The organism is Psychrobacter sp. TB55-MNA-CIBAN-0194 (genome assembly GCF_040309505.1).
In the GTDB taxonomy this organism is placed as follows: domain Bacteria; phylum Pseudomonadota; class Gammaproteobacteria; order Pseudomonadales; family Moraxellaceae; genus Psychrobacter; species Psychrobacter fozii.
Map to the genome: position 1 here is coordinate 1 of NZ_JBEOOW010000680.1, position 243 is coordinate 243.

1 protein-coding gene is annotated in these 243 nt (G+C 43.6%); it reads left to right on the forward strand.

Annotation, left to right across the window (positions count from 1 at the left end; genetic code table 11):
• The coding region (locus AAEY75_RS16710; protein ID WP_352260277.1) for a hypothetical protein at positions 1-191 on the forward strand (191 nt) is incomplete at its 5' end.
• Between the last annotated feature and the right edge of the window lie 52 nt (positions 192-243).

Genomic DNA, 243 nt, shown 5'->3' on the forward strand with positions numbered 1-243 from the left:
GATTTAATCATATCGATCACGCAAAACTGTTTGGACGACTACATCGAACGTCGCATGATGTTTTAATAACTTACGACGATAGCGATTTGGTTAGGAAGAAAGCGATGCAGCATGAATTCGACGTTAAGCGTATTCTGATGCGCACCGCCCACTCGGTAAAAAAGTATGAACTGTTATTGACGAGGCGATGACGGCGTTTCATCTTCTAATTGGAAAAGATCGAGCTGTCGGGGAAGTGTGTAG